This is a genomic window from Ktedonobacter racemifer DSM 44963, from assembly GCF_000178855.1.
GTDB lineage: Bacteria > Chloroflexota > Ktedonobacteria > Ktedonobacterales > Ktedonobacteraceae > Ktedonobacter > Ktedonobacter racemifer.
Window position 1 is genome coordinate 807,268 of record NZ_ADVG01000002.1, and the last position, 19,567, is coordinate 826,834.

Annotated in this window: 14 protein-coding genes; 6 read left to right on the forward strand and 8 right to left on the reverse strand. The window is 53.8% G+C overall.

The genetic code is table 11. The annotated features are described in order from the left end of the window. Complete coding sequence (locus tag KRAC_RS19805; protein ID WP_040443910.1) at positions 1-393, forward strand: hypothetical protein; 393 nt, start codon at positions 1-3, stop codon at positions 391-393. A gap of 196 nt (positions 394-589) precedes the next feature. Beyond that, on the forward strand, positions 590-3,469 hold the full coding sequence (locus KRAC_RS19810; protein WP_007910071.1) for a UvrD-helicase domain-containing protein: 2,880 nt from the start codon (positions 590-592) through the stop codon (positions 3,467-3,469). A 130-nt stretch (positions 3,470-3,599) separates the two neighbouring features. Here the strand turns inward: KRAC_RS19810 and KRAC_RS19815 are convergent, their stop codons facing one another. Beyond that, the gene (locus KRAC_RS19815; protein ID WP_007910075.1) at positions 3,600-4,202 is read right to left on the reverse strand and encodes a hypothetical protein; all 603 of its coding nucleotides are present in this window, start codon (positions 4,200-4,202) and stop codon (positions 3,600-3,602) included. A gap of 22 nt (positions 4,203-4,224) precedes the next feature. Beyond that, on the reverse strand, positions 4,225-4,809 hold the full coding sequence (locus tag KRAC_RS19820; protein WP_040443912.1) for a matrixin family metalloprotease: 585 nt from the start codon (positions 4,807-4,809) through the stop codon (positions 4,225-4,227). Positions 4,810-5,375: 566 nt separating this feature from the next. Here KRAC_RS19820 and KRAC_RS19825 point away from each other — a divergent pair. Then, positions 5,376-6,611 (forward strand): RNA-guided endonuclease InsQ/TnpB family protein, encoded by a 1,236-nt coding sequence (locus tag KRAC_RS19825; RefSeq protein WP_007910080.1) that lies wholly within the window; start codon positions 5,376-5,378, stop codon positions 6,609-6,611. A 141-nt stretch (positions 6,612-6,752) separates the two neighbouring features. Then, positions 6,753-9,335, forward strand: a complete 2,583-nt coding sequence (locus KRAC_RS19830) for a tetratricopeptide repeat protein (protein ID WP_007910082.1) — start codon at positions 6,753-6,755, stop codon at positions 9,333-9,335. Positions 9,336-9,344: 9 nt separating this feature from the next. Here the strand turns inward: KRAC_RS19830 and KRAC_RS62005 are convergent, their stop codons facing one another. Then, positions 9,345-9,962: a TetR/AcrR family transcriptional regulator gene (locus KRAC_RS62005; protein WP_007910084.1), complete on the reverse strand. Its 618-nt coding sequence runs from the start codon at positions 9,960-9,962 to the stop codon at positions 9,345-9,347. Positions 9,963-10,171: 209 nt separating this feature from the next. Here KRAC_RS62005 and KRAC_RS19840 point away from each other — a divergent pair, with 209 nt between their 5' ends. Beyond that, positions 10,172-11,083, forward strand: coding sequence for a hypothetical protein (locus KRAC_RS19840; protein WP_007910085.1), 912 nt, complete (start codon positions 10,172-10,174; stop codon positions 11,081-11,083). Between the two features lie 150 nt (positions 11,084-11,233). Here the strand turns inward: KRAC_RS19840 and KRAC_RS62010 are convergent, their stop codons facing one another. Then, positions 11,234-12,847, reverse strand: coding sequence for a hypothetical protein (locus KRAC_RS62010; RefSeq protein ID WP_007910090.1), 1,614 nt, complete (start codon positions 12,845-12,847; stop codon positions 11,234-11,236). 365 nt (positions 12,848-13,212) lie between these two features. Next, positions 13,213-15,705 carry a sensor histidine kinase gene (locus tag KRAC_RS62015; RefSeq protein ID WP_007910093.1) on the reverse strand — a complete coding sequence of 831 codons (2,493 nt, stop codon included), beginning with the start codon at positions 15,703-15,705 and terminating at the stop codon, positions 13,213-13,215. Positions 15,706-16,043: 338 nt separating this feature from the next. Between KRAC_RS62015 and KRAC_RS19855 the strand changes: the two genes are divergently transcribed. Beyond that, positions 16,044-16,535, forward strand: a complete 492-nt coding sequence (locus tag KRAC_RS19855; RefSeq protein ID WP_007910095.1) for a tetratricopeptide repeat protein — start codon at positions 16,044-16,046, stop codon at positions 16,533-16,535. A gap of 196 nt (positions 16,536-16,731) precedes the next feature. Here the strand turns inward: KRAC_RS19855 and KRAC_RS71405 are convergent, their stop codons facing one another. The 3 genes from KRAC_RS71405 to KRAC_RS19865 all read right to left on the reverse strand — a co-directional run bounded on the left by KRAC_RS71405 (position 16,732) and on the right by KRAC_RS19865 (position 19,483). Beyond that, positions 16,732-16,872 carry a hypothetical protein gene (locus KRAC_RS71405; protein ID WP_007910096.1) on the reverse strand — a complete coding sequence of 47 codons (141 nt, stop codon included), beginning with the start codon at positions 16,870-16,872 and terminating at the stop codon, positions 16,732-16,734. Between the two features lie 23 nt (positions 16,873-16,895). After that, complete coding sequence (locus tag KRAC_RS19860) at positions 16,896-18,194, reverse strand: MFS transporter (RefSeq protein ID WP_007910098.1); 1,299 nt, start codon at positions 18,192-18,194, stop codon at positions 16,896-16,898. Between the two features lie 320 nt (positions 18,195-18,514). Further along, the gene (locus KRAC_RS19865) at positions 18,515-19,483 is read right to left on the reverse strand and encodes a LacI family DNA-binding transcriptional regulator (protein WP_007910099.1); all 969 of its coding nucleotides are present in this window, start codon (positions 19,481-19,483) and stop codon (positions 18,515-18,517) included. Positions 19,484-19,567 lie beyond the last annotated feature (84 nt).

Sequence of the window (19,567 nt, forward strand, 5' to 3'; positions counted from 1 at the left end):
TTGAAGGGGTCGTCCTCTCTCCAGAACGACTTCGCGGATGGGATCTGCTTTGTCTCGCTGGCCATGCTCAGCGATTCCTCTTTCGTCCTGCCCTCTATTGCTCAGGAACTGGGTATTCTGGAACGCCTGCGCGAGCAGGGTGAATTGGAGCCAGCCCGGCGTGCTCATGCTCTACACTATCTCAAGCTGGCACAGGAGGCCGAGCCTCGCCTCAGGGGCGCGCAACAGCTTGTATGGATGAGGCGCCTGACCCACGAGCAGGAGAATATCCGCGCCGCTCTGGGCTGGTTAATTGAGCAGGAAGAGATCGAGCTTATGATAAGCTTCTGTGCCGCGTTGGGCTGGTTCTGGCACCTGCGCGGCCATTGGAATGAGGGACGCCAGCTCACCTGATAGATGTCAAGATAAGGACGTGGTGGTGGACTGGTGGAGCCAGTCCACCACCACGTCCTTATCTTGCGTTCTTCCATGTTGCTTTTCTTATTGAATCCTCTATCAGCCAAATTGCCTACTAATACACTTTTATATTGACACCCACCTTTTTCACCATTATAGTGAGCACACTACATGTCTGCAAGGTGGAAGTGTCATGATTCATCCTCAACTGCATGAGCTCTATCATGGTCGCATGAATGAAGAGCAGCAAGCCATCATCTCCCACAGAGAGGGGCCTCTCCTGGTCATCGCTGGTCCGGGCTCCGGTAAAACCCATAGCATTACTCTGCTGGCGATGAATTTACTCCTCTCGGGAGAGGCCACGCCCTCCCAACTGATCCTCTGCACCTACACCGAGAAGGCCGCTCTCGAGATGCAGGATCGCCTGGCAGGTATCGCCAAAGCGGTTGACTATCGAACAGACCTCTCACAACTCAAAATTGATACCATCCATGGCCTCTGCAACCGCCTGGTCGAGGAGCATCTCCACCATACCCCGCTGGGCAACGGCTATGAAATCCTCAATCAGTTCACCCAGCCACTCCTGATCTTTGAGCATCTAACAGAGATCTGTCACGGACAGACACTCCCCTTTTTTGTGGATCTGTGGGGTAACCACTGGCAGGTCGCCAAACGCCTGGGCGAATACTTCGATAAGGTTACGGAAGAGCTGATCTTCGAGAAGCTCAAGAAGCATGTCACACAGCTCTCACGCCCTACCAATGAACGCGATAAATTCCTCTACGCCTTGACATATGCCTATAAGAATTACCAGCAGCTTCTCGCAAAGACCAACCGCGTAGACTTTGCCCACCTGCAGAAATGCGCCTATAACCTGCTACAGAAGCGACCAGAGATCATCCAGGGCCTGCGCTACATTCTTGTCGACGAATATCAGGATACCAACTACATTCAGGAGCAAATTCTGCTCACGCTCGCACGCGCCACAGAGAGCTACAACCTGGTTGTGGTGGGAGATGAAGACCAGGCACTCTACCGCTTCCGTGGCGCCACCGTCCGCAATATCCTGGAATTCACCACCAGGAGCGAGTTCGCCAGCGCCTGCGTCCAGCACCATCTGACGACAAACTACCGCTCCCATCCACAGATCATCGATTTCTATAATCGCTGGATGCGAACACTTGATTGGAGAAATGGCGAGCACGATAGACTCTCGCGCACGGAAAAGATCATTCAGGCCGATCCACAGGCAACCTTCTCCGACTATCCATCTGTCCTGACACTTCAGGATGCAGACGTTGAGCAAGAGGCAGAGCAACTGGCCGAGCTCATTTACACACTTAAAGAGCAAGGGCGCATCTCGGACTATAACCAGGTGGCCTTCCTGCTGTATAGTGTGCGCTCCTACATGAGCGAAACCTATATCGAGGCCTTTCACAAACAAGGTATCGCGGTACATTGTCCTCGCGCCAGGCAATACTTCGAGCAGGAAGAGATCCGCTTGATCATTGCCTGCTTCGCCTACCTGCTTGATTATGATGGCATGCACCAGGATACTGTTATGGAGTATAGCGCCTTCCCAGGCTACGTCCGTGCCTGCTTGCAACAGCTCCACACTCACCCCGCGCTAGTACAGGTCCTCCAGCTCCTGAAAGAGGAGGTGGTACACATCATAGAGGCGAGGGAGCAACCAGGCAAACAACTACTCGACTACTTTTACCTCCTGCTCTTTCACCCCGCATTCTCCGGCTTCCTCGCTAACGAGACGCAGCGCACCAACCTGGTGGCCTTTTCACAGCACCTGGCAACCTTCCACAGATATTATCGCGATACGTCTCCCGACATGTCAGCGCTTGGACAGGCCCATGCACGCTTCATGCACACCTTTCTCTGCCTGCTCTACGAAAACGAGGCCAATCTACCAGAGAACCCCAACCTGCTCTTCCCCTCCGACCATGTACAGATGATGACGATTCACCAGGCCAAGGGCCTGGAGTTTCCCGTCGTGATCGTGGGGCGTCTCGACAAGGCCTCTTCCCTCTCCAGGGATGAGTATAAGAATGAAAATAAACACCTGCAAGGCTTCTATCACCGTAAGCCCTTTGAAGCTGAGGAGAAGATCGCCACCTTCGACTTCCGCCGCCTCTACTATGTCGCCTTCTCACGCGCCAAACACCTCCTCATCCTTACCGCCAAAAGGCAACCACACGTAGAGTTCGCCACTATCTGGCGTACCGCCCCTGAGAGCGTCTATGCCCGTGATAGACTACGCCTTATGCCATGTGCAGAGGCAGAACCACACACCGCACTCAAGCCTCGCTATAGCTTTACCGGGCACATCCAGCTCTACGCCACCTGTCCGCGCCGCTTCCAGTTCTTCCGCCAGTTTAACTTTGTCCCCCGGCGCGCTCAAGAACCCATCACCGGCCTGGCCGTCCACCACACCCTTGAGCGCATCCACCGCCTGGCCCTTGAACAACCACACACCAAACTCGATGACAGCAAGCTTATAAGCATCTTTGAGTATACCTTTGCCTTCCTGGCCGCGAGCAGCCCAGCCTCCATCGAGGCCAGCCAACGAGAACAGGCCCTCCAGCAGGTCCTCAACTACGTTCACGCCAACCAACAGGCGCTCACGACTATCGCGGATATCGAGGCCCGGTTTCGCGTGGAGAGAGACCGCTATATACTCACCGGGCAGATCGACCTGCTCATGCAGGGTAGCCAGGGCCTGGACATCATGGACTTTAAGACCAGCAAACGGCCAGAGCAGGATACGGACTACCTGGCATTCTACAGGCAACAGCTCTACCTGTACGCATCCGCCCTCCAGGCGCGCACCGGGCAGGCCCCCAGGCGCCTCTTCCTCTACTGGACCGCCGAGGAACACAAAAAAGATGCCCTCATGGAGATTCCCTATACCCCTACTCACATCCAGGAGGCCAATGACTACGTTGAGGAGGTTGTGACTCATATCCAGCGACAAGACTTTGCCATCCAGCAGCTCCCCCACCCCGGCGTCTGTAAAGCCTGCGACGTCCGCCACCTCTGCCGGAGAGAGGGGATCGTTTAGAGCAATTCTCCCTCTTTCCAATTAAGGAGGGCATCCCCTTTGTAGCGAAAGGGGATGCCCTCCTCTTCTTCCTGTAACAGAGCTTTGGCGTAGCACATGCCACAGGAAATCCTATGCCGTTGCTTGTTGGCTATGCATTTTGTAGGTTTTTATCGAAATCGTCCTGGGAGCCAGAGAAAGGTACTCCATCGTTGCTCGTTGGCCTGACAGCCCCATTCTGGACTTTAAAACGCCCGGTTGGTCCGCCAATGACATAATAGAAACCCGGTTTGTATTCTTTGAGAAAGAGTATGTACTGCTCACCAACCTGAAAGAGAGGGTCATCACTGGCTTCATAGTGTGTGTTATTGACGACGCCCCCCGTCTGGTGGATCGTAATCCTGGTCGCGCCCCCGACCACAGCATTTTTTGTGAGGCTTTTGGCTGGATCATGCGCGATATGCGACACAGTAAATTCAAAGTTGGTGTAGGGAATACCTGCGCTATCAACCTCCTGATTAATGATACGAGTTATGGTCCCATGAACCGCGACGCCGGCATCCTGTTTGAGATCTTTGAGCGTGTGATAGTTTTTGCTCCAACTCATATCCAGATGGACTGTCTGGGGCGTAGTGTTAGAGGATGTCGTGGTTGCCGACGTTTGATCTGACGCCGATCCGCAGCCTCCCAGGGCGAGGAGCGAGAACAGCGCACAGACCGCGAGCAAACACAGGGAAGAGAGGCTTCTTTTCATTAACGTCTTTCCTTTCACGCGCCTAATAGAGGGCGTTTATGCCATTGACATCATCTGTTTGAGGGGTCGTCAGTCCACAGCGTGAAGAGGTATATGGGTTCATGATGACGCACCCGTTAGTGTGAGCCAACCCTAGTGCATGCCCCAGTTCGTGCACAGCAACTCCTTGAATAGTGCCGGAGCTGTAATTCATGGTGTAGTAAAAATTGATCAAAATATGAGCGTATGTAAAGTACTCATGACCACTCGATGTACTCCAGGCATAATTGGTAATCCCATCCCAACCAACAGAAGAATTGTATGTATCATTCAGCGTCAAACTACCAGATTTCTCATAGAGGAGAACATTGGCCGGGCTACCATTCCAGGCTTTCACAGCATTGTGCAGGGGGGTCTGATCAACTATGTACAGAGTACCGTTAAAGTACACGTTCACCTGCGCACAACAACCACTCGCTGGCTGTCCATGCCATTTAGGACCTTCGAGATGATAGGCAAAAGCTGGTGAGGTGGCAAATATCATGAGCATAAGCGTGAAAGCCACGATAAGCATCGCTTTACCAATCCGCCTGCTCACATAGGGGAAGAACGGAATACGTGTAGGCATGTACGGCATGTACGCTCCTTTTCGTGCTACTGCGCAAAAACAAAAAAACAATAGATTTACATGTACATATCTTTGCACCAGAAATATTCTACAAGCTAAAGCATAAAAAGATAATATCGCGTAGTTATCTTCTTGCCGTCATTTTCCAGAAAGATAGCCTCTTTTTGCAGATAATTTATGCATATAGCAACGCATACATTCGCCTAAAATGACTATATAAGCCCTTATTTTTGCCCTGACAATAGAATGTTTTGTATACTACCCTAAAAGTAAACTGAACATGACTTATCGTTTCACACCTGTAGCACCTCGAAAGAGGGTCACAAACGGGGAGGGGTCAATGATTATCTATTCTCGTAAAAAAGAGCCAGGATTTTCCAATTCTCTTCTGACTCGTGCCTCGGGGTAAAGGGGTGTTAAAAACATTTGTAAGGAATCATGCCAGATGTTGACAAATGGGGACATCTCTGGTAGAGTTCTGCTGGAAATGACGTTCTTCTATACATGAACAAGCTATATACTCATCAGCTCGAAGTACAGATTGTTGGAAAGGGAGAGGCCACGAGATGCAGTTGGTCGAACGACATCTTATTCGTCTCCATGATGCACGCTTTGCTGTCATTGACCAGGCGGCCTTTGCCTCCAAAAACCTGTACAACCAGGCCAATTACCACGTCCGGCAAGCCTTCATTCACGAGGGGACCTACCTACCCTACGCTGCCATCTTTCATCGCTTGAAACAGCATGAAGCCTATCAAGCCCTCCCTCGAAAAGTCGGTAATGCCATCCTCATTCAGCTTCACCACAATTGGGTCAGCTTTTTTGAAGCCATGGAGGCCTATCGCGAAGACCCCTCTCCGTTTACTGGCCGCCCCAAGATCCCTGGCTATCAAGACAAGGCCAAAGGCCGCTTCATGCTCATCTACGAGAAAAAAGCTCTGGGCAAGAGAGCATTCAAGCGCACGGGCAAGCTGGTCCCATCAGGATTGCCCATCGAAATTACGACTCAGATCACCTGGGAGGCCATGAGGCAGGTTCGCATCGTTCCACGCGCCGATGGCTACATGGTCGAGGTCGTCTATGAGCAGGAGATCCAACCGGCTGCGGTCAACCCGCAACTTCGAGCAGCCGTGGATGTGGGCGTCAATGTGCTCGCTGCTCTCACCAGCGACAAACCCGGCTTTGTTCCTCGTCTGGTGAGTGGCAAACCCCTCAAAAGCCTGAATCAGTCCTACAATAAACGCCGCGTCAAGCAGCAGCAACGCCTCGCGCATGAGAACCGATACACCTCACGTTATCTCGATCGTGTGACGACGAAGCGCAATCGCCGTGTGGATGCGTATCTGCACACGGCCAGCCGTCGGATCATTGATCTGTTGGTGAGGGAAGGTATCGGAACGCTGGTGATTGGCAAGAATCCCTTGTGGAAACAGGACGTGAACCTGGGGCGCAGGAATAACCAGCAGTTTGTGCAGATCCCTCATGCACGTTTCATTGAGCAGTTAACCTACAAAGCGCACCTGGTTGGGATCAGGGTCATCCTTCAAGAAGAAAGCTACACCAGCAAGGACAGTTTTCTGGACGACGACCCCATCCCAACCTATGAGGCCAACGCTGCTGAGAAGCCGGTGTTTTCAGGCAAGCGTGTGGCTCGCAGTTGGTATCGCGCCAGGGATGGACGCCTGATTCACGCCGATATCAACGGCAGCTACAACATCTTACGCAAAAGTAGCTCCGACCCTTTGCAAGTGGGGCGAGGAGTAGTGGGAGCCGCAGTTCTCCCTAGACGGCTGGCCGTCTGAACGGATGACCAATAGGCATATTTGTCATCATTTTAAGATACTGTAAGTGGCCTCTGCATGCTGCTGAGAATTAGAAAGCCCCGCGAAAAAACATTTTCTGTCGGAGAAAGGATTCAGAAGATAGATAAGAGGAGCAATTCGATGGGTGGAAGGAAAACCAACCAGGCACAATTCAACACCTTACTAAAAAATGCACGTTTAGAACATCACTTATCACAACAGGAGGTGGCCGCGCTCATTGGCGCACCACACGCCTATATGATCAGTCGCTGGGAGAATGGCGCATCCTCCCCAAGCTCCTACTATGGGGAGAGACTCTGCAAGCTCTTCGAAAAAAGTTTGCAAGAATTAGGCCTGCTCAGGCCAGTTCAGGCCCATCTCATACATCCTCTCTCCACCACAATCTATGATCCTATGCTCCCCAGTCGCTTAACCAGTGATATCCCACTTGTGGGAAGAGATGCCCTCTTACAACGCCTGAAAGAGCTCTTACAGCCAATCTCCCCTCACCGCTCCACACGCCTCGTCCTGCAGGGTCTTCCCGGTGTAGGGAAAACCACTCTCGCGATGGAGCTTGCCGCGCATGAAGAGATACGCTCCTGGTATCCCGATGGTATTCTCTGGGCCGGGCTCGGACCTCGCGGACAGGCACTGACGGTACTTAATCGATGGGGCAATCTCCTATCCCTCAATGAGCAGGAATGTCGCTCACTGCATACCTTGCAAGATTGGACCCAGCGGTTGCACGCTCTTATTGGAGGACGGCGCCTGCTTTTTATCATCGATGACGTCTGGGATATAACAGAGGCCACCTACTGTATCATCGGGAATACACACAGCGCCTGCATTCTCACAACACGTTTACCCGAAATCGCGTACACGCTTGGAGGTGAGGTCATCCAGGTTCCTGAATTAAATGAGCAGGAGAGCCTGCAACTGCTACGGCATATGATCCCCACCCTCCACAACACAGCACAAACAGAGATACAAGAACTCGCCCATGCTGTCGGCGGGCTTCCTCTGGCACTCACCCTGATAGGGAGTTACCTGCTAATACAGACACGACATCAGCAATCTCGTCGGACCCAGCAAGCCCTCTCACGTCTCAAGCAGGTTGAGCACCGCCTAAGTTTGACCCAACCTGGCATTCGAATCTCCAGGCTCGGCTCGGACGCGCTCCACGAGACAGACGTCAGTCTGCAAGCCGTCATCGAGATGAGCATCTCCATTTTGGAGAAAACAGAACGCGAGGCGCTCTATGCCCTGGCGCTCTTCCCTCCCAAACCCAACACCTTCTCAGAGGAGGCAGCGCTCGCGGTCGCGGCAACAGTACCAGAGGTGCTTGATCGCCTGGTCGATGTAGGATTATTGGAAGTTCATGAGCACGAACGCTATCAGCTCCATCAAAGCATCATCGACTATGCACACATGAACTCTGCTGAAAGCCAGGCCAGAGAGCGTTTGAGCCAATATTTCTTCCAGCTCCTCGAGAGCCCTACACATGGACACTATGCCCTTTACCTGGAAATAGAAAATATACGTACCGCCTTTGAGTATGCCTATGAGCCAGAGACATATGCCTTGTTCGCCCACGCTGTACTTAACAGCGCCCCTCTCTTCATGAAGCACGGCCTGTTCCCCCAGGCACAAGAGCTCCTCCTCAAAGCGAGCAGCGTTTTTACAGGAGAGCACGAGCAGATCAACCAGGCTCGCGTGTTGTGTCACCTCGCCTCTCTCTCCCGCATTCTTGCCCACTATTCAGACGTTGACACCTATGCCCAGGCCTGTCTCACCTTAATGGAGAAGCATGATCCCCAGCATGAAATAGTCGCTACGGCGCTCTCCTGCCTGGGCCATAGCGCTATTATCAGGGGAGAGTATGTCGTAGCTGAAACCTACCTACAACAGGGGCTGGCAGTCAGCCGCCATCTTCCACCGGTCACTTCGACTTGCCACATACTCAGACTCCTGGCAGTCATTTTAGATTACCAGGGTAAACTGGCGCAGGCAGAACACTATTTTCAGGAAGGACTCGAAATCGCACGTACGCTTGCAGAACATGAAGCCCTCATCTCGCTCTTAGGCTCGGCGGGCGTTTATATGACTACGCATGGCCGCTACGCTGAGGCAGAGCAGCTTTTAAGTGAAGGGTTCGCACTGGCGCAACAGATCGGCCTCCGCGCGGAAATTTGTCACTTTCTCCTCGACCTGGGAGACCTGGCCTTCAGTCAGGATGACCTGGCGCAAGCTGAGAGCCGCTGGCAGGAAAGCCTCACCTACGCACGTCAGATGCAACTCCAGCAAGCGACCAGTGTGCTCCTGCAAAACCTGGGGTTACTTGAAATCAGGCGTGGGAGAGATGACGCCCAGGCCTTAGCCTATTTAACAGAAGGTTTAGAGATCGCCCAGGCCAAGCCTTATCCTGATACCGTCAGTGGCATCTATTGTGCCATGGGCGATATCTACCTCAAGCAAGGCAAGAGAGATGAGGCTCTCCAGGCCTATCAGCAGGCACGAGCGAATGCCCCGGCCGGTCACCAGATCAACATGGCCAGCGCTCTCTTCGGCCTGGCTCAGGTCTATGCGCTACACGGGGAGAGAGCACTCGCCCACGACTACGGCAACCAGAGCTACCATCTCTTCATGGAGGCAAAGGCCCCTCAGAGCGCGCAAGTAAAATGCTGGCTGCAACACAACAATCTACCGTTAATGGAAGCCTGGTAAGCGAGCAATCTAGAGGTCAGCCGTTCCATTCATGATGACCGATAGAATGGCGTCTGCCATCTCTTCCCTTGACAGCGTCAGTTCCTCCTGACTCCACTGGATTGCCGGTCCCAGAATCGACCAGCTGACGATGCGAGCTGTTGTTTCCAGTTGTGTGTTACTCTGCACGCTCGCTCCCCTCCGCTGCTTAAGCCAGGTGAAGAGCAGTTGCGTCAGCTCCTCGTGCGTGGCCCGTTCAAGGAGTGGGGCCAGGACACGTGAGGAATGCTGCTGATGGTGGTACTTCTGCTCAAAGCTCTCCAGCAAAGCCAGGATCAGCAGCCGCAAGGATTTCCTGTCCCAGGCAGCTGTGGCAGGAAGCGCCTCTGTCAGCATCAGGCGAAACTGCTCACGCGCCACGGAGTCCGCCAGCATATACTTATCCGCGAAATGCAGATAAAAGGTGCCTCGATTGACATTGGCCCGCTCCGTCACGTCCTGAATACTCAGCGCGAGGAAGCCCTTTTCCGTTCCTCGGATACCCGTCGTCGTATGGCCATTTTCACGTATAACGTCCTTAAACGCCTGCTGTAATACATCACGTGTACGCTGAACACGCCGATCGACATGCCGTTTCTGCGTCGCCATCGCACCTCCTCTCTCTGTCTTCCTGCCAGCACTCCGCTGCGTTTCTCAACAGTTTCGCTCATGTGTTCATTACTCAACAAAAAGGCTTTTTTGCGCATTGCTTGCGAAAGCATCGGGCCTTAGTATTATAGACAGCGGCTATACCTTCAGGCAACTGAGGAACGCCAGCCTGAAGAATCTCATTACACGACATTGACAAGGAGCAGAACATGCAGTCATCCGTACTTACGCACGAAGCCATCACATCTTCTTACGTACATGCCAGTGAGACACTCGCTGAGGTCGCTCAAGCCTACTTCCTGCTTGGCAGACTCAAGGACGCCCAGCACCTGCTTTCCACGACGCTGCGCCTGCTAGAAGCGAGGGAGGCAACGCCACAGCCGCGCCTCAGGCTCTTACTTCTCTATAGTCAGGTCCTCATCGTCGACCACTTGCTTACACGCGGGGAGACAGAGCCCATGTTCTCGATCATTAGCCAGGCCCAACAGGTCGCCGAAGCCATTCAAGATCCACAGGGCCGCGCAGACGCCCTGAGCCTGCTTGGGCAGGCCCACTGCAATGCCACGACTATCGCAAGCTTGAAGAACGGCGTTTCGCCCTTCGTTCTACAAGGGCAAGGGAGATACGACGAGGAACTTACCACGGCCCTTGCCTATCAACGACAGGCTCTACAACAACGTGAGGCGCTCAACGATACACGCGGGATCAGCGAGTCCTACTTCCTAATTGGCCTGGTGCATGAGCGCTGGTGCCTGGATGAGCAGGCTCAAGACTACTACGCCGGGGCCAGCCAGGTAGCCGAGGAATCTGGACACGCCTTTGAAAGGACCGAGCCCGCCCGTCACAGGGCGCTGCACGCCTTAAAGCAAGGCAAGCTAGATCAGGCTCTTCCCCTCGCCCTGCAAGCACTCAAGCTACGCGAAGAAGCTCAATTCCGCCCCTACCAGCCCCTGGATCACCTGCTCATCAGGGACATCTATCTCGCCAGGGGAGACACCGCCAAAGCGCAACAACATACCGAGGCGGCCTCCGCCATAGCCGCAGAAATGGGAATGGAGACACTCGTGGCCTCCATGCCCAATATACAAGACGTACTGGCGGCCCAACACAAAGAAGCATAGAGGTGGTGAGGCGACGCTGCTGAAGCACGCGTCTTCATATAATGATACGGGAGATTCGCGCCATGATATGTAAACGCGTGCTTTAGCAGCGCAGCCCTCACAGCGTCGTTCCCCATCTGCGGCTCGCCATAGGTAAAGCTGCAACTATAGCTACTGCGCAGACTCCGGTATTGGCTGCTCCACCTGAGCCTGTTCGCGCTTCGCCTTGCGGCTGGCTGCCGCTGCCTGAGCGGAAGCCCTGCGGCGCTCTCGCACTACAGCTCGATGTTCATCGCGCCAGGTCTCGATCTGCTCGCTTGTTAACGCCAGGATAACGCGTCGATCATAGAGTGGATAGGCGTGATCTCGCCCAGCCTTGCGAAAGCTGCCATGGCCGAGCACAGGTAGTTTCTCCTCCTCCGTCCAGCGTTTGCGTTCCGGCGTTGTGCAAGCAAGCAGCTTCTCCAGTTCCCAGGGAGGGATCGCCAGTTCAAAAGCAAAGATCTCAAAGAAGAGCGCCAGGGCACGCCTATCAGCCTCCAGGCGAGGCTGAAGATGTTGCACGAGATTGGCCTTGATCTCGCGCGAACTAGCGGGTAACTTCAGAAAGGTCAGGAAGGCTCCCAGTTGCTCTTTGGAGAGCAGGGTCGACCACTCTTCAGGCAGATCCACCACATCGGGCAGTTCTAGAGAGCCCGTATCCAGGTCCAGTGTGTTCTTCAGGCGAGCAATGGCCTTCATCCACGCTGGCTTGCGCGCCTCCTCTAGCTCGCGTTGTCGTACCAGGTAGGCGGCCCGGCTGGTCTCAAGCTGGGCCTCGTATTGTGCCAGGATGGTGGGCCAGAGGGTCATAAAATCCCGCACCGCCTCGGGGACATCATCCTGCAAGACCTGTTTCAGCTCAAAGACATCGCCTCGTCGGGAGAGTGTAAAAGGCTCCTCCGTTATATCACTATAGTATCGCGAGAACTCCATCAGAGGTTCCCAGAGGGTATCATCTAGTAGGAAGGTGAGGTCAGGGGCGCCACTAAAAAGTTTGCCCTTTTTCTCGAAGGCTCTGCGGACCGGAGATAGCTCTATCAAGATACGCGCAAATTGCGACCCCATCGGCTGCACACTAATATAGGGACAACAGTTGTTTTTGCACCTGTTCTGGACGAGGGCCTGGATCTGCTTGCCTACATCTGGTCCCAGAAGCAGGTAGCCAAGTTGCCAGGCCTGCTCCAACAATGTATTCGCCAGCCTTTGTTGCTGTGCTCTTCGCTGTTTGCGGCTAAGCTGCTCTGGCGGGATCGCGGGTGAACTGGCGTGTAGGTCGGCCTGCCAGATCTGAATATGGAAAGGTTCGGGGGCACCATTTCTAAGCCAGGTCGCCAGAGCTAGGAGCCAGACTTGCCCGACAGGTGGGGCAGGCTGGTTCTCGGCCAGGGCATCCACCTGGCAGAGAAAATGAGCCAGCTTGGCAATCAGGCTAAAGTCCTTGATAGGCATGTTGATAAGATATTGCTGAAGAGCGGTCGAATCTGAGCACACAAACTCTCCATCGCCGTCCAGCATTCCCTCCACCTCCCACCAGGCCGTATACGTCGCATACACCTGCTTTGAGTGCGATACACGAATGCCATAGTGTAGCAGCAGACAGAGATCATCCAGCAGTTCCTCGACCGCCTCATCTCCGACCGCACGCTCAAACCACGACGTGAACAACGTATCAAGCTGAGCATTATCAAATTGCAAGAGTGCTGCCCGGCATTGTTGCAGCAACCGCTCCGTTTCCGGCTTCATGGTCAATCTTCCCCAACCAGATTCTCCGTTATTCTGCCTGTTTGCCTCTCACCAGCAAATATAGCATCTGGAGTGCCATTTTATTGTACATGCATCGAAAGATTTGCGCAATGCGGAGAGTATGTTATGATGACAGGCAAAACACCCTTTCGCTCGCAGAAATCACAGAGTGGCAGAAAAAGAAGATGAGCGACAAATCCTGCAAGAAAAACCGCAAGCACTAGCAGGCATTCCACCATGTAACAGGGCCAGCTGATACATACAATCAGTTGACCAGGGACCTCGGCATACCAAGCATGCAAACGCAAAGGCCTGGACACTCACATTGTCCAGGCCTTTGCGTTTGAAAACTCATCTTCTCACTCTCAGCACCGACCAGGCTCCTCGCTAAGGGGCAGGGTAAACCAGAAATCAGAGCCCTGGCCGGGTGTGCTCTGCAAGCCAATACTGCCGCCGTGCTGCTCCACGATGGTCTTGCAAATGTGTAGCCCCAGACCAAGACCGAGGCCATTCCCGCTCATGACGGTGATGCCTTTGGCGCGATAGAAGCGCTCCCAGATGCGTTTCTGCTCATCGGGCGTCAAGCCTGGCCCCTGGTCGCTTACGGTCACGCGTACCATAGGACCTTCGGTCGTGACAGCTACCTCTATGGGCCTTTCAATCGCTGAGTACTTGTGCGCGTTGGTCACATAATTATTGATGACCTGGCCTAGGCGCTCGGCATCGCCATGAATAAGCAGTTTCTCGCCAGGCTGCTTCAGCGTGATGATCCGGCCTCCCGTAACCTGGCGCTGATCCTCGACCGCCTCACGCACCACCTGCCCGATGTCGCAGGGCTGCCTATGAAGTTCAAGCGTGCCCGCCCGAATACGCGAGACATCCAGCAGATCACTTGCCAGGCGGCTCTGCACATGGACCTGCTGCTCCGCCCGTTCGAGATGTCGCTGGATCTTCTCCAGCAAGGCGGAGGAGGCCTCTTGCTCCTGCATCCGCTGAGATTTCAAGGTACGCAGCGAGCGTTGCGCTAGCTGAATATTGCCTTTCAAACCGGTCAATGGCCCCTTCAGTTCATGGCTGGCAATGCTCAGGAACTCGTTGAAGCGACGATTGGTCTCCTGCAATGCTAACGCGTGGGCACGGGCCTCGGCCTGTTGTAATAGCAGGTGTTCGCGCTCATACACCAGCCCGGTCAGCTTGGCAACAGCCTTGATCAAGGTATCATCAATGGGCATAAAGGGAGTGTCGTCCTGTGGTGAGATCAAGACGAGCGCGCCTAGCAAGCGGTTTCGCAGGAACATTGGTGCCTCTACCAGTAGCGGAGTGTCTACACCCTCCCGCGATGGCAGATCGTGAATCACGATCTCATTGTTGCACAGGCGATCTGTGTCGATCTCTTGAAAGGTTGCAAAGGTCTGCCTGACATCCTGCCACCAGGGTCCCCCCTGTTCATGAGTAGAACCATATTCATTGAGCAGACTCCAGGTCGCCGTTTCAGGGTCGAGCGAGAGAATACCGACGTCCTGGCAGTGCATAATGACGGATATCAGTTGTCTCAGGCATTGACAGGTAAAGCGCAGTGACGATTCCTGGTCAGATAAGGGCATATCGGCAGAGAACATAGACTGATTTTCTGGCAAGCGCGCCAGGGATTCAGCCAGCATCAGAAGCGCATCCAGCGTCTCATGCGTACGCCGTTCGAGTAGATAGTGTTCATTGATATCGCGAAAAACGAGCACACCACCGTTAAGCTGGTCTTGTGGATCACAAATTGGTCGCCCGGCAACGCTCAGAAAGCGCCTCTCGCCCCACACGTTCTCCCGTTGGATAATGACCATCTTTTCTCCGACCAGGCTTTCACCTCGCAGAACGCGCATGATCGGTATATCCTCAGGAGCTAAGGGGCGGCCGTCTTCATCCCAGATTATTGTCCTATCACGCTGACGCTCAAGTAAATCGTGAAGATCATTACATGAGGAGACCACAGACAACGAATGTCGGGCAATATTGTTCATCTGCAGCCGCCCATTGCTATCGCACACGAGCACACCATCGCCCATCGCCTCAAAGATGACCTCCATTTCCTGAACGCGTCGGTCGGCCTCCAGTCGCGCTTGCTGCTCTTTATGCATCAGCTCAGCCTGGGTGTTTTTGGCGGCGCGTAACTGCTCCATCAGCTCTTCCCGCTCAATATGCGAAATCAGAAATCGCGCCACTATTTGCATCAGTTCCAGTTTCTCCGGCTGCTGCACGAGTGGGCGTGGATGCGGGTCCTGCGAGCAGAGAGTACCATACACGCGGCCATCGCTGTAGAGCAGGGGGACGCCAATATAGGACCCGATGTTGTATTCCTCAGTCGTGGGAAGCTGCTGATAATAGAGGTTACGAGTGGAATCTTCGACAATAAGTGGACGCTGTGTACGCCAGATGGTTTGGCAATAGGTCCGATTTAGCGCACCTTCCGCTCCCGTTGCCGGACGTGACGTGCCCTGGTTGCGCGCCTCCATAATTTTGAGGGTGTACGCATCTCTATGTCCATCACAGGTCGTTTCTTCATCCTGGTACGTATTGACCCGGGCGACAAAGAGGGTCTGGCAATCCAGAAAACGACCTAGCATTTCAAGGGCGACGCGCATCGCCTCCTGCGAAGATTGAAAGCTCTGGGCAGTTATCTGCGCCATATCATGCAGGATATGTGCGCGCTCCTCTTCCGCTGGCTCCTGGGAACCCCTAGAGTCTCGTTGCCCGTCAGGGCCTTTGTGAGAGAAGGCAGGCTCTTCTCCAGGTAACGCGCTCAGTGGTTGGCTGGCAGTGTCCTGCTCTGTTGTTCGCTGAAATAGCTTGGAGGGCTGGTGTTCCATACTCGGGTTCCTTTTCTCCCGCTATCGTCCTTGAAGAAGGGTGTTTACCAGTTACAGCAGTACAAATGGCATATACAAAATAAACAATTCACAAATCATATAATTCCTGCCAACCCAGGTGTCCTATTACTACACCTGATAGCTCTTTCCGTAGAAGGCAAAAGACTACTCCAATATATGTAGAAAAGATTACTCTTTAACTCTATAGTTGTCAATAGTATTGCGCACAACTTACTTTTTTAAATCATACTTGACAGATAGTACTGCTCACACGTATGGTAGCTTCCTACGCACCTCTCACCTGGATATTTTTTGAGTTGGAAAGGAAATAAGCACACATGACGACACAAGACCGCTTACAGCAGGCAATTCACCTCCGCGAGACGGGGCGCGCCGAGGAGGCCCGTGCGCTCCTGCTAGAGTTGGTCGCCTCCGCGCCCGATGATGCCCAGGTCAATTACCAGGCCGCGTGGGTACATGACAATCTGGGGCTTGAGCGCGAGGCTATTCCTTTTTATGTGCGAGCCATTGAGAAGGGGCTTGCAGATGCCGACCTGGAAGGGGCACTTCTGGGCCTGGGGAGCACCTACCGAGCGTTAGGAGAATACGCCAAAGCAATAGAAACCTTCAAGCGTGGGATAAAAGAATTTCCACACAATCGCGCCTTCTCTGTCTTCCTGGCAATAGCTCTTTACAACACTCAGCAGTATAGCGAATCTGTGGAACTCCTTTTAACCCACCTCGCGCAGACGACCGTTGACGAGAACCTGGTGCGCTACAAGCGAGCGCTCTTGTTCTACGCCCCCCAGCTAGATCAAACATGGGAGTAGTTTATATTTCAGCGCCCATACTGTAAAACTGGACATCTTCACGGAAGCCACCCTGGCCCTCTCACCCGTGGCGAAGAGCAAGACCACGTACACAATCCCATTCAGGATCCAGAAGATCCAGGAACATTGAGTGTGGCCCGACACGTACTTTACGTGTCGGGCCACACTCAATGTTCCTGGATCGCATCTACCATTTTCACGCACACATCGTTTGTGGCTCCTTCTCGGTGATGAGGAGCGCTTCGACCGCTCCATCTGGGTCCAGGTAGGCGATGGCATCCCCCAGGTCAATCAAGCCAAGCTCCTCTATCAAAGCGAGTAGTTGTTCTTTTGTCATGGTTCTCTCTGTTTCAAAAATAGTCACGCTTCCGTAGTCTGTTGTGGGCTCTTCAACAAGGCAAACGCCACGCCGGCCATGCCTAACGACAACGCTACGCCGATGGCGAAGGTCGTCTGCGGGGTGATCCAGTGTCCGACGAGCGCTTGCGTCAGCGGACCAAGCATTACCGCCAGAGAAATGGCCGAGCCACGTATCCCCATTACCTGACCGCGATTTTTATCGGTCGTAGCACCCAGATAGATGCTGCCCATTGCTGGCTGCACCAGGGCGCTTCCCAGCCCTCCCAGTACCGAGCCCAGCAAGAGCAGCGGATAGAAGGGGGCCGCAAACATAAACAGGTTCAGGCCACCAAAGAGCAAGCTCCCAATGACAATGAGTGGCTTCTTCTGCATGGTCTCGCTCAGACGACCCAGGAAGAGCGGGAACACCGCCAGGGCCAGCCCATAGGTGCTGATGATGATGCCATATTGGGCCGCGCTATAGTGCAGGACCTTTTCAAAGAAGAAGGGATATTGCGGAAAGACAAATGGATAGGTGAAGATCATGCCAAAATCGATTACCAGGAATGGCAGGAAGAGCAAGACCAGACCAAGAAGGCTCAATTCTCGCTTATTTCTCGCGATTGACCCCGGCTTCGCCTTTGGCTGCCGGGCCTCTAGCCGCACCGCATCCGGCAAGGTTTCGGGCACCATAAAGATTGCCAGGAGCGAAGCTATGAACGCGATTCCGGCTGAGAACAAGAATGGGCTGGTAAAACCCAACGATTGATAGAGAAAGCCACCAATCCCGGGTCCCAGGGCGATTCCCACCGCCTGGGCCGTCGTGACAAAACCAATCCAGCGCCCCTGTCGCTCCAGGGGAATCGTATCACCAATCATCGCCATCGCCACAGGCATCAGGCCAGATATCAGCATGCCCTCGACAAAGCGAATGAGAATAAACAACAGCGGCACATTCACAAATGCCAGAGCGATATTCGTGCCAATAAAACCAGCTAACGAGATAAAGAGAATAGGTTTACGACCAATGCGACCCGCCCATGTTCCCATTGGCGTGCTAAAGAGGAACATGCCCAGACCAAAGGCACCTTCCATTAACGCCAGCGTCTCAGGTCCCAACCCCAACGCTTGCAAACGCTGGGGAAAAACCGGGATGATAATCGCAAACCCGGTCATGATTAAGGTGACGCACCCTATGAGAAAGGTCAGAGCAAGAGTAATAGATCTCGTCTGTTTGCCAGGAGGAACCACACCGGGTTCCATCAGCACCGCCTCTTCAAGAGCGGGAGTAGTTGCATTATCAAAGTGTGTTGTCTGCATATATTTTATTCTTCCCTTTTAAGTGAGGGACAATATCCTTCTTGCGGAAATAATCCAATACTTTCCTGATTTATAACCCTCTCCACTACATTCTTATTCCTGAGATAAAAAACAGTATATCCGGCCAGAAGGGATGTTGTCTTCACCTCTTCGGGTGATTACGAGAAGGAGTTATTCAGCTTTGTTGGGGAAGAACCAGGTAGCAGGGTAAGCGAAAAGCCGCCTCTCTAGAACTCTCTGCTAGCCAGCACCTGAAATGAAAAGCTCTTCGCGCATGCTCCTCTTTTGATACAGCGCGAGAACCACGCTGAGTAGCATAACTATGCCGAGGCTCGCACGACGACTTTTGCCTGCAAGGTGCCGGTCTCCAGAACAGGCCCCCCCTGGCAGACGGAGACAACGCTCGCGATCAGGTGCTCAGTCAGGTTGGGATTTTCGAGGCCGATGGTTGTGAGCGGAGGAATACTCAGTTCGGCAATCATCGTATTGTCGTGACCGATGACGCTGACGGTCTCCGGCACGGCAATGTTGAGGTCGGAGAGCGCGGCCAGGGTGGCAAAGGCCACGTCGTCGTTATACGCGCAGACCGCGAACGGCGGAGACTGCACTGCCAGGAGATCCGCCAGCGCCTGGCGCGCCTTCTCGCGCGTCTGGGAGACGGTCACTATACGCGGTTCGGGCAGGCCATGTTCGCGGCACATTTGCTGCACGGCTTCCTGGCGAGTGCGTGAGAGATGCTGCAGTTGCGCCTTTTCCGTGGCAGCGTAGACAATGGGACGCGGACCTTGCTGGAGCAGGTACGCCACCTGCGCGCACGTGCCCGCGTTGATCCAGTCCCGATTGCCCAACGTAATAATCGGGGCGTGAAAACGCTGGAGGCTGGCAACTGCGGCGGCATCGTTTTCATCGACCATCCCGACCACGACCGCTGGCGCGAGGTTGGCTGACAGGTGCTCCTGTTCACTGGAGAAGCCCACCTGCCAGACCAGGCTGAAGCCCACTTTTGCCACTGCCGCTGCCAGTTCTTCAATCATTTGAGAGATAGCTGCCTCAACGACTGACATTGGCCAGACGACCAGCACGATTTTGCTCTTTCCCGAGCGCAGCGAGCGAGCTGGCGCGTATGGTTGATAGCCCAGTTTGCGCGCGGCCTCCATCACTCTGACCCGCGTCTCTTCTGGAATACTCTGGCGCGGATCATTATTGAGTACATAACTGACAGTGGCTTGCGATACCCCAGCTTCCCGCGCCACATCGACGCTTTTGGTTCTACGCTGCTCGCCTCTCATAAATTCGATCTTTCTTTAACTCAGCCTCTTGACTTCTGGTTTTTCCCAGATTATACTCCAACTTATACGAATAAGTAAAGGTGT

What these genes read in the sequence shown, in the direction of transcription:
- KRAC_RS19810 (WP_007910071.1), top strand. Translation starts at nt 590, where the DNA reads ATGATTCATCCTCAACTGCATGAGCTCTATCATGGTCGCATGAATGAA.
- KRAC_RS19815 (WP_007910075.1), bottom strand. Translation starts at nt 4,202, where the DNA reads ATGAAAAGAAGCCTCTCTTCCCTGTGTTTGCTCGCGGTCTGTGCGCTG.
- KRAC_RS19820 (WP_040443912.1), bottom strand. Translation starts at nt 4,809, where the DNA reads ATGCCTACACGTATTCCGTTCTTCCCCTATGTGAGCAGGCGGATTGGT.
- KRAC_RS19825 (WP_007910080.1), top strand. Translation starts at nt 5,376, where the DNA reads ATGCAGTTGGTCGAACGACATCTTATTCGTCTCCATGATGCACGCTTT.
- KRAC_RS19830 (WP_007910082.1), top strand. Translation starts at nt 6,753, where the DNA reads ATGGGTGGAAGGAAAACCAACCAGGCACAATTCAACACCTTACTAAAA.
- KRAC_RS62005 (WP_007910084.1), bottom strand. Translation starts at nt 9,962, where the DNA reads ATGGCGACGCAGAAACGGCATGTCGATCGGCGTGTTCAGCGTACACGT.
- KRAC_RS19840 (WP_007910085.1), top strand. Translation starts at nt 10,172, where the DNA reads ATGCAGTCATCCGTACTTACGCACGAAGCCATCACATCTTCTTACGTA.
- KRAC_RS62010 (WP_007910090.1), bottom strand. Translation starts at nt 12,847, where the DNA reads ATGAAGCCGGAAACGGAGCGGTTGCTGCAACAATGCCGGGCAGCACTC.
- KRAC_RS62015 (WP_007910093.1), bottom strand. Translation starts at nt 15,705, where the DNA reads ATGGAACACCAGCCCTCCAAGCTATTTCAGCGAACAACAGAGCAGGAC.
- KRAC_RS19855 (WP_007910095.1), top strand. Translation starts at nt 16,044, where the DNA reads ATGACGACACAAGACCGCTTACAGCAGGCAATTCACCTCCGCGAGACG.
- KRAC_RS71405 (WP_007910096.1), bottom strand. Translation starts at nt 16,872, where the DNA reads ATGACAAAAGAACAACTACTCGCTTTGATAGAGGAGCTTGGCTTGATT.
- KRAC_RS19860 (WP_007910098.1), bottom strand. Translation starts at nt 18,194, where the DNA reads ATGCAGACAACACACTTTGATAATGCAACTACTCCCGCTCTTGAAGAG.
- KRAC_RS19865 (WP_007910099.1), bottom strand. Translation starts at nt 19,483, where the DNA reads ATGAGAGGCGAGCAGCGTAGAACCAAAAGCGTCGATGTGGCGCGGGAA.